The following is an 869-nucleotide window of genomic DNA, read 5'->3' as shown; positions in this document are numbered from 1 at the left end:
AGGCAATGCTGAACAAGTAACGTCATATCCATCGCACAGCCATTTGAATGCCAAATGGCCCGCAAAGATACTGTGCTTTGCCCCACAGGGCCTGTTTCGGGAGCCTTTGAGCCCCCTTCGGCCCCTTACGGGCGCACCTGTCCCTGCAGGCGCCCTCGGGCAAGGTAGATGTTGGCCAGCGCCAAGGCCGTGAACGCACGCGTGGCGTTCTTTTGCAGCCCGCGATAGCGCACCTTGGTGAATCCCCACAGGCGCTTTACCACCGCAAAGACATGCTCGACCCGAGCGCGCACCCGTGACTTGTTGCGGTTCTTGGCCCGCTGAACTTCGTCCACCTCGCCCGCACGGCGGATGCGCTGGTTGGTGAAGTCCTTGGCCCTGGGGGCTTTGCTCGCTATCAGTGTTTTCTGGCTGGCATAGGCCGAGTCGCCGTACACGCGTCGCTCATTGCCATGCAGCAGATCGGGCAGTGGGTGTTTGTCGTGCACGTTGGCCGCCGTCACCACGGCGCTGTGCGCCAGCCCGCTTTGGCTGTCCACCCCAATGTGCAGCTTCATGCCGAAATACCATTGCTGGCCTTTGCGAGTCTGATGCATGTCGGGGTCACGCGCCTTGTCGGCGTTCTTGGTAGAACTGGGCGCTGCGATGATGGTGGCATCCACGATGGTGCCGGTATTGACCTTGAAGCCGCGCTCCTGCAATTGCTGGCCTACCTTGGCAAACAGGGCTTCGCCCAGTTTGTGCTCATGGAGCAGATTGCGAAACTTCAGCAGCGTGGTGGCATCGGGCACCCGTTCACGACCCAGGTCAATGCCCGCAAAGCGGCGCAGACTGGCACTGTCATACAGAGCCTCCTCGCACGCCAGATC

At 61.1% G+C, this 869-nt stretch carries 1 protein-coding gene; it reads right to left on the bottom strand.

The window, feature by feature from the left end:
* Positions 1-125: 125 nt before the first annotated feature.
* Positions 126-869: IS5 family transposase (locus N4G42_RS25465; protein ID WP_260669179.1), on the bottom strand; the 744-nt coding region annotated here is incomplete at its 5' end.

Source organism: Acidovorax sp. K2F (assembly GCF_025246485.1).
GTDB classification, from domain to species: Bacteria; Pseudomonadota; Gammaproteobacteria; order Burkholderiales; family Burkholderiaceae_C; genus Acidovorax; species Acidovorax delafieldii.
Note: the sequence above shows the minus strand (reverse complement) of the source record. Positions and strands in the feature narration are given on the sequence as shown.